The 8451-nt window shown below is 73.8% G+C and carries 7 protein-coding genes; 6 read left to right on the forward strand and 1 reads right to left on the reverse strand.

What is annotated here, in order from left to right; genetic code table 11:
• The first annotated feature begins 199 nt into the window (after window positions 1-199).
• From hutU to hutI, 4 genes are all read left to right on the forward strand, one after another.
• Window positions 200-1933, forward strand: a complete 1734-nt coding sequence (gene hutU / locus ACWCSV_RS02355) for a urocanate hydratase (RefSeq protein ID WP_451137942.1) — start codon at window positions 200-202, stop codon at window positions 1931-1933.
• On the forward strand, window positions 1930-3174 hold the full coding sequence (locus ACWCSV_RS02360; RefSeq protein ID WP_451137943.1) for an allantoate amidohydrolase: 1245 nt from the start codon (window positions 1930-1932) through the stop codon (window positions 3172-3174). The genes hutU and ACWCSV_RS02360 overlap by 4 nt, the downstream gene beginning before the upstream one ends.
• Window positions 3165-4502, forward strand: coding sequence for a formimidoylglutamate deiminase (locus ACWCSV_RS02365; protein ID WP_451137944.1), 1338 nt, complete (start codon window positions 3165-3167; stop codon window positions 4500-4502). The genes ACWCSV_RS02360 and ACWCSV_RS02365 overlap by 10 nt, the downstream gene beginning before the upstream one ends.
• Before the next feature lie 142 nt (window positions 4503-4644).
• A complete protein-coding gene (hutI, locus tag ACWCSV_RS02370) occupies window positions 4645-5817 on the forward strand; it encodes an imidazolonepropionase (protein WP_451137945.1) in 1173 nt (390 codons plus the stop codon).
• A gap of 129 nt (window positions 5818-5946) precedes the next feature.
• On the opposite strand, the gene ACWCSV_RS02375 is transcribed toward hutI, so the two are convergent.
• Window positions 5947-6966, reverse strand: coding sequence for an RNA polymerase sigma factor SigF (locus tag ACWCSV_RS02375; protein ID WP_451137946.1), 1020 nt, complete (start codon window positions 6964-6966; stop codon window positions 5947-5949).
• 303 nt (window positions 6967-7269) lie between these two features.
• Between ACWCSV_RS02375 and ACWCSV_RS02380 the strand changes: the two genes are divergently transcribed.
• Together ACWCSV_RS02380 and ACWCSV_RS02385 are read left to right on the forward strand one after the other, a co-directional pair.
• Window positions 7270-7638, forward strand: a complete 369-nt coding sequence (locus tag ACWCSV_RS02380) for an STAS domain-containing protein (protein ID WP_451137947.1) — start codon at window positions 7270-7272, stop codon at window positions 7636-7638.
• A 190-nt stretch (window positions 7639-7828) separates the two neighbouring features.
• Entirely contained in the window at window positions 7829-8320 is a 492-nt protein-coding gene (locus tag ACWCSV_RS02385; protein WP_451137948.1) for an ATP-binding protein, read from the forward strand.
• Window positions 8321-8451 lie beyond the last annotated feature (131 nt).

Raw genomic sequence — 8451 nt, forward strand, 5'->3', positions numbered from 1 at the left:
CGCCCCGCCCCGCCCCGCCGGCCTGCCTCGCGCCCCGCCCCTGTCGGCCTGCCTCCGCCCCGCCCCGGTCCGTCCCCGTCCCGCCTCGCGCCCGCCCTCGCCCGCCTTCCCGTACGTCCGCGTGTCCGGAGTCGCACCGTTGACTAGAACTATTCATCGCATCAGGATGTGAATGGATGGCTGACCAAGGAGGCGCACCATGTCAGGACCCCGCCCCGTCAGGGCCGCGCGCGGCACCGAACTGAGCACCCTGGGCTGGCAGCAGGAGGCCGCCCTGCGCATGCTCCAGAACAACCTGGACCCCGAGGTCGCCGAACACCCCGACAAGCTCGTCGTCTACGGCGGCACCGGCAAGGCGGCCCGCGACTGGCGGAGTTACGACGCCATGGTCCGTACCCTGCGCACCCTCAAGCAGGACGAGACGATGCTCGTCCAGTCCGGCCGCCCGGTCGGCGTGATGCAGACCCACGAGTGGGCCCCGCGCGTGCTGCTGGCCAACTCCAACCTGGTCGGCGACTGGGCGAACTGGGAGGAGTTCCGCCGCCTGGAGGCGCTCGGCCTCACCATGTACGGCCAGATGACCGCGGGTTCCTGGATCTACATCGGCACGCAGGGCATCCTCCAGGGCACCTACGAGACCTTCGCCGCGGTCGCCGCCAAGCGGTTCGGCGGCACCCTCGCCGGGACCATCACCCTCACCGCAGGGCTCGGCGGCATGGGCGGAGCCCAGCCGCTCGCCGTCACCATGAACGACGGGGTCGCGATCTGCGTGGACTGCGACCCGCGCGCCATCGAGCGCCGGATCGAACACCGCTACCTCGACGTACGGGCCGACAGCGTCGCCCACGCCCTCGCACTCGCCACCGCGGCCCGCGACGCCCGCAGGCCGCTCTCGATCGGGCTCCTCGGCAACGCCGCCGAGGTCCTGCCCGAGCTGCTCGCCGCCGGGGCACCGATCGACATCGTCACCGACCAGACGAGCGCCCACGACCCGCTGGCGTACCTGCCGGCCGGCGTCGAGTTCGACGCGATGGCCGCGTACGCCGCCGAGAAGCCCGCCGACTTCACCCGCAGGGCCCGCGAATCGATGGCCCGGCACGTGGAGGCGATGGTCGGCTTCATGGACGCCGGGGCGGAGGTCTTCGACTACGGCAACTCCATCCGGGGTGAAGCGCGACTCGCCGGGTACGAGCGGGCCTTCGACTTCCCCGGCTTCGTCCCCGCATACATCCGGCCGCTCTTCTGCGAGGGCAAGGGACCGTTCCGCTGGGCGGCGCTCTCCGGCGAGGCCGCCGACATCCACCGCACCGACCGGGCGATGCTCGACCTCTTCCCGGAGAACGAGTCGCTCCGCCGCTGGATCGAACTCGCCGGTGAACGTGTCCACTTCCAGGGCCTGCCCGCCCGGATCTGCTGGCTCGGCTACGGCGAGCGGGACAAGGCCGGCGAGCGCTTCAACGACATGGTCGCGAGCGGCGAACTCGCCGCCCCCCTCGTCATCGGCCGCGACCACCTGGACTGCGGTTCGGTGGCCTCCCCGTACCGGGAGACCGAGGCGATGCTCGACGGATCGGACGCCATCGCCGACTGGCCGCTGCTGAACGCCATGGTCAACGTCGCCTCCGGGGCCTCCTGGGTCTCCGTCCACCACGGCGGCGGGGTCGGCATGGGCCGCTCCCTCCACGCCGGGCAGGTCACCGTCGCGGACGGCACCCCGCTGGCCGGGGAGAAGATCCGCCGGGTGCTCACCAACGACCCGGGCATGGGCGTCATCCGCCATGTCGACGCGGGGTACGAGGGCGCCGAGCGGGTCGCCGAGGACCGGGGCGTCCGCGTCCCCATGCGGGAGGGCGACGGTACGGCCGGGGGCGACGGTACGGGCGAGGGCGGCGGTGCGCGCGAGGGCGCCACGACCGGTGGCGACCGCCGATGACCGCCCGCGACGGCGGGGCGGCCTTCCGGGAGATGTGGCGCGAGCTCGCCCCCCTCGGCCGCCACCCCGCCTCCGGCGGCTACCGCCGCTACGCCTGGACCCGCGCGGACGCGGACTGCCGGGCGTGGTTCCGCGGCCAGGCCGAGGCGCGCGGGCTCGCCCACGAGACCGACCGCAACGGCAACCAGTGGGCCTGGCTCGGCGACCCCCTGGAGGGGGACGCCGTCGTCACCGGCTCCCACCTGGACTCCGTACCCGACGGCGGCGCCTTCGACGGCCCCCTCGGGGTGGTCTCCGCCTTCGCCGCACTCGACGAACTCCACCACCGGGGAGTGGAGTTCACCAGGCCCCTGGCAGTCGTCAACTTCGGCGACGAGGAGGGCGCCCGCTTCGGACTCGCCTGCACCGGCTCCCGGCTGACGGCGGGCCGGCTCACCCGCGAGCAGGCCCACCGGCTCGCCGACGCCGGGGGCGTCACGCTGCCCCGCGCGATGGAGGCCGCCGGGTACGACCCCGACGCGATCGGCCCGGACCCCGAACGCCTCGCCCGCATCGGCGCGTTCGTCGAGCTCCATGTGGAGCAGGGGCGGTCCCTCGACCGCACCGGCGACCCCCTCGGGATCGCCTCCGCCATCTGGCCGCACGGCCGCTGGCGGTACGACTTCCGGGGCGAGGCCAACCACGCCGGGACCACCCTCCTCGCCGACCGCCGCGACCCGATGCTGCCGTACGCCGAGACCGTCCTCGCCGCCCGCCGCGAGGCCGGACTCGCCGGTGCGCTCGCCACCTTCGGCAAGGTCGCCGTCGAACCCAACGGCGTCAACGCCGTCCCCTCCCTCGTCCGGGGCTGGCTCGACTCGCGCGCCGCCGACGCCGCCACCCTCGACACCCTCACCGCCGCCGTCGAACGCGCCGCCCGGGACCACGCCGAACGGGCGGGCGTGGCGCTCGACGTCGTACGGGAGTCCTTCACGCCCGTCGTCGAGTTCCAGCACGCCCTGCGCGACGAACTCGCCCGCATCCTCGGCGCCCGGACGGACGACCGGCGCCCCGTACCCGTCCTCGCCACGGGGGCGGGGCACGACGCGGGTATTTTGTCCGCCTCCGTGCCGACCGCCATGCTGTTCGTACGGAACCCCACCGGCGTCTCCCACTCGCCCGCCGAGCACGCCCGCGAGCAGGACTGCCTGGCCGGGGTCGCCGCACTCGCCGACGTACTGGAGGGCCTCGCATGCAGGTGACGACGTACTGGCTCTCCCAGGCCTGGCTCGGCACCCACGTCGAACCCGGGGTCGCCCTCGACGTCGCGGACGGGCTGATCACCGCCGTCCGCACCGGCGTCGGGACCCCGCCGGCCGGCGCGACCGTGCTGCGCGGCCTCACCCTGCCGGGACTGGCGAACACCCACTCGCACGCCTTCCACCGGGCGCTGCGCTCCACCGTCCAAGTCGGCTCCGGGACCTTCTGGACCTGGCGGGAACGGATGTACCGGGTCTCCGCCAGGCTCACCCCCGACTCCTACTTCGACCTCGCCCGCGCCACGTACGCCGAGATGGCCCTCGCGGGCATCACCGCCGTGGGCGAGTTCCACTACCTCCACCACGCCCCCGGCGGCACCCCCTACGCCAACCCCAACGCGATGGGCGAGGCGCTGATCGCCGCCGCCGACGAGGCCGGAATCCGCATCACCCTGCTCGACACCGCCTACCTGGCCGCCGGATTCGGCCAGGAACCCGACCGCCACCAGCTCCGCTTCTCCGACACCACCGCGGACGCCTGGGCCGAACGCGCCGCCGCGCTCCGGGGCGGCGGCCACGCCCTGATCGGCGCCGCCGTCCACTCCGTACGGGCCGTCCCGGCCGACCAGCTGGAGACCGTCGCCCAGTGGGCCGCCGACCGCGCCGCCCCGCTCCACGTCCACCTGTCCGAGCAGACCGCCGAGAACGAGGCCTGCCTCGCCGCCCACGGCCGGACCCCCGCCCGGCTCCTCGCCGACCACGGCGTCCTCGGCCCCCGCACCACCGGCATCCACCACACCCACCTCACCCGGCAGGACATCGAGCTGATCGGCGCCTCCGGCACCGGCACCTGCATGTGCCCCACCACCGAACGGGACCTCGCCGACGGCATCGGCCCCGCCGTCGCCCTGCACCGAGCCGGTTCCCCGGTCTCCCTCGGCAGCGACAGCCACGCCGTGATCGACCTCTTCGAAGAGGCGCGCGCGATGGAGCTGAACGAGCGGCTGCGGACGAACATCCGGGGCCACTGGACCGCCGCCGCCCTGCTCCGGGCCGCCTCCGCGACCGGCCACGCGGCCCTCGGCAGGCCGGAGTGCGGCAGCCTCGTCGCCGGAGCCCCGGCCGACCTGACGACCGTGGCCATGGACTCGGTCAGGACCGCAGGACCCGTCGACCGGCTGGCCGCCGAGGCCGCCGTCTTCGCGGCGACCGCCGCGGACGTACGCCACACGGTGGTGGCGGGCCGCCACCTCGTACGCGACGGCCGGCACACGCTGATCAACGACGTACCCGCCGCGCTCGCCGACGCCGTCGCGGCGCTCCGCGACTGACGCCCGACCACCTCAGCACCCCCGACCGCCCGTCGCGCGACCACCTGCGGACCCCCGCCGCCCGTCGCGCGACCCACCGCCGGACCCCGACCGTCCGACGCCGAACTCCGCACCCCGCAAGCGACTGGAGCCACCGCCCGCGATGACGAGCACCGTCCTCACCCACATCTCCGGACTGGTCACCAACGACCCCTCCCAGGGGGACGGCACCCCGCTGGGCCTGGTCCGGGACGCGGCCGTCGTCATCGACGGCGACCGCATCGCCTGGACCGGCGAGTCGGCGCGGGCGCCCGCCGCCGACCGTGCCGTCGACGCGGGTGGCCGGGCCGTGCTCCCGGGGTTCGTGGACTCGCACTCCCACCTGCTCTTCGCCGGCGACCGCACCGAGGAGTTCAACGCCCGGATGTCCGGGCGCCCGTACACCGCCGGGGGCATCCGCACCACCGTCGCCGCCACCCGGGCCGCCACCGACGAGGAGCTCGCCGCCGGGCTCGTACGCCATCTCGACGAGGCGCTCCGGCAGGGCACCACCACCCTCGAGACCAAGTCCGGTTACGGCCTCACCGTCGCGGACGAGGCCCGCGCGCTGGCCCTGGCCGCCGGGCTCACCGACGAGCTCACCTTCCTCGGCGCCCACGTGGTGCCGCCCGAGTACGAGGACGACCCGGCCGGCTACGTCGCGCTGGTCACCGGTCCGATGCTGGACGCCTGCGCCCCGTACGCCCGGTGGATCGACGTCTTCTGCGAGCGCGGCGCCTTCGACGGCGACCAGGCCCGCGCGGTCCTCACCGCCGGGAAGGCGAAGGGCCTGCTGCCCCGGGTGCACGCCAACCAGCTCGGCCACGGCCCGGGCGTACGGCTCGCGGTGGAGCTGGACGCGGCCTCGGCCGACCACTGCACCCACCTCGACGACGCGGACGTCGACGCCCTCGCCGCCGGGAACACCGTCGCCACCCTGCTGCCCGGGGCGGAGTTCTCCACCCGCGCCGCCTGGCCGGACGCCCGTCGGCTGCTCGACGCGGGCGTCACCGTCGCCCTCTCCACCGACTGCAACCCGGGCTCGTCCTACACCTCCTCGATGGCGTTCTGCGTCGCCCTCGCGGTACGGGACATGGGCATGACCCCCGACGAGGCGGTCCGGGCCGCCACCGCGGGCGGGGCGGCGGCCCTGCGCCGTACCGACGTCGGCCGGATCGCCCCGGGTGCCCGCGCCGACCTCCTGCTGCTGGACGCGCCCAGCCACGTCCACCTCGCCTACCGGCCGGGTGTACCGCTGGCCGCCGGGGTCTGGCGGCGCGGCGTCCGCGTGGTGTGAGCGGCGTGGTGAGCGGCGCCCGCGTGGTGCGACCGGTGCTCGTGGTTGTGACCGGTGCCCGGTGGCACCGGTCACACATGCGTGTGGCCGCCCGGAGACTCCGGGCGGCCACACGCACGAGAGGAGCGCTCACTCCTGGACGGTCAGCCCCTCGCGGAGCCGTCCCAGCGTCCGTGAGAGGAGGCGGGACACGTGCATCTGGGAGATGCCGAGCTCCTCGCCGATCTCCGACTGGGTGAGGTTGGTGACGAAGCGCAGCGACAGGATCAGGCGGTCGCGGCCCGACAGCGAGGCGATGAGGGGCTTGAGGGACTCGATGTACTCGATGCCCTCCAGCCCGTGGTCCTCGTAACCGATGCGGTCCGCCAGGGAGCCTTCGCTCTCGTGGTCGTCGTGCTGGGCGTCCAGCGAGCCGGCGCTGTAGCCGTTGCTCGCGGTCAGACCCTCCACGACCTCTTCGTGGGTCAGCCCGAGGTGCTCGGCGAGCTCGCCGGTGGTCGGCGCCCGGTCGAGCCGCTGCGACAGCTCGTCGCCCGCCTTGGCCAGGTCGATCCGCAGCTCCTGGAGGCGGCGCGGTACGCGCACGGCCCAACTGGTGTCGCGGAAGAAACGCTTGATCTCGCCGATGATCGTCGGCATGGCGAAGGTCGGGAACTCGACGCCACGGCTCAGCTCGAACCGGTCGATCGCCTTGATCAGGCCGATGGTGCCGACCTGGACGATGTCCTCCATCGGCTCGCTGCGGGTACGGAACCGGGCGGCGGCGAACTTCACGAGGGCGAGGTTCAGCTCGACCAGCGTGTTCCGTACGTACGCGTGGGCGTGGGTGCCCTCCTCCAGGGTGTCGAGCCGCTCGAAGAGCGTCTTCGACAGCGCGCGGGCGTCCAGCGCTCCGACGGTCGCGGGGGCGGGGATCTCGGGAAGTCCTTCGAGTCCTTCGAAGCCGTCGCCGGTGGGGTCCTCTCCGTCGGTGGGGGCCTCTTCGCCGGTGGGGGCGGCGGGTGAGGTGGTGCCTGCGGCGGCGCCGCCGTCGGAGCTTCTGCGCGGGCCGGGCACGGCGCCGACGGCAGGGGAGTCGGAATTGGTCGGTCCCTGAGGACATGCCGACGTCGCATCGTGGGTACGCGAACCGTCGAGCCGGGGTGACATGGTTCTCCTCCAGTGTCTCGGCATAGGGCTGCCGAAGCCGTTCGTGTTGCTGCGGTGAAGCGGCGCCTCCGAAGCCGGTAAGGGGTGGATGAAGCAGGTGTCCCTCTACCCTTACCTGCTCGGTGGTGGGAGTGACAAGCTTCAATTATCCGCTATGTCCGATTTGTTGAGATCTCCCGCTACCGCGGGACGGACGGACCGCGTAATGTTTCGCGCAGGTCGCGGCATGCGCGCGGACAACAGGAATGCGGGCGGCGGAGACGTCGCACGAGGCCCCACTGACCAACGGTGAAGAGGGACGGCATGGACCGCGGGACGGTCGGCAGTACGAACCGGGGAAGACTTCAGGTCGATACCCGGACGGAGGGCGGCAGTGAGATCGTGACGCCGGTGGGTGAGCTCGATCACCACACCGCCGATCTGCTGCGCGAACCTCTGGAGAGCGCGGTCGAGCAAGGGCGCAGCCGCCTGATCGTCGACTGCTCCGGGCTCGAGTTCTGTGACTCCACGGGGCTGAACGTCCTGCTCGGCGCCCGCCTCCAGGCGGAGGAGGCCGGCGGGGAGGTCCATCTGGCCGGCATGCGGCCCGTCGTGGCCAGGGTCTTCGAGATCACCGGCGCCGAGGCGGTTTTCACCGTCCACGACACGGTCCAAGACGCCCTGGGCACCTGAGGTGCCCCTCCCGCGCCGCTCCCGGCCGCACCGCGTGTCCCACGTGTCACGCGATCCTCTGGCCGGAGCGGGTGTCGTCGAGGCTCCGCCGGGCAGGAGAAAGCCCGGCGGCGCCACGGGGGCCCGCATCCAAGAATCTGACCTGTATCTGTTCGATGGCGACACGGTGAATCGGTGAGGTGAAGCGCTGATGAGCACCACCCGGCAGCATCCGCCGGGCGGCCTCGGCCGCGAGCCGGACGGAGCGGACTCGTCCGCGTCCGCCCCGGCCGACCGGCAGTGGCGCACCCTCTCTCTGCGGGAGGCCACCGGCATCGTCCCGATGGCCCGAGACTTCGCACGCGAGGCCCTGCACGAGTGGGGCTGGCTGCCCGCCGAGGGCGCCGACCGCCGCGCCGCCGCCGAGGACGTCCTGCTGGTCGTCTCCGAGCTGGTCACCAACGCCTGCCTGCACGCGGGTGGGCCGGAGGAGCTCCGGATCGGAGCCACCTCCAAGGTGCTGCGGATCGAGGTCACCGACAACGGCGACGGGCAGCCCGCCCCGCGCACCCCGCACCGGGCGGGCCGGCCCGGCGGCCACGGCATGTTCATCGTGCAGCGGCTCTGCCTGGACTGGGGCGTGGTACGCGTCCCCGACGCACCCGGCAAGACCGTCTGGGCGGAGCTGGCCGCACCCGCGTAGCGCGGGGGCACCCCGCCGGTGGCGGGACGTACGACGGGTCCGGCCACCGGGGACCATCTGCGGCGGGCCGGGATGACCACCGTCCACGATCTGGCCGAGGCGGGCGAGGACGAGCTCGTACGGCTGGTGGG

Source organism: Streptomyces sp. NPDC001770 (assembly GCF_053596135.1).

Bases quoted from the DNA above. Each gene is read 5' to 3' on its own strand.
- hutU (WP_451137942.1), top strand. From the start codon at position 200: ATGTCAGGACCCCGCCCCGTCAGGGCCGCGCGCGGCACCGAACTGAGC.
- ACWCSV_RS02360 (WP_451137943.1), top strand. From the start codon at position 1,930: ATGACCGCCCGCGACGGCGGGGCGGCCTTCCGGGAGATGTGGCGCGAG.
- ACWCSV_RS02365 (WP_451137944.1), top strand. From the start codon at position 3,165: ATGCAGGTGACGACGTACTGGCTCTCCCAGGCCTGGCTCGGCACCCAC.
- hutI (WP_451137945.1), top strand. From the start codon at position 4,645: ATGACGAGCACCGTCCTCACCCACATCTCCGGACTGGTCACCAACGAC.
- ACWCSV_RS02375 (WP_451137946.1), bottom strand. From the start codon at position 6,966: ATGTCACCCCGGCTCGACGGTTCGCGTACCCACGATGCGACGTCGGCA.
- ACWCSV_RS02380 (WP_451137947.1), top strand. From the start codon at position 7,270: ATGGACCGCGGGACGGTCGGCAGTACGAACCGGGGAAGACTTCAGGTC.
- ACWCSV_RS02385 (WP_451137948.1), top strand. From the start codon at position 7,829: ATGAGCACCACCCGGCAGCATCCGCCGGGCGGCCTCGGCCGCGAGCCG.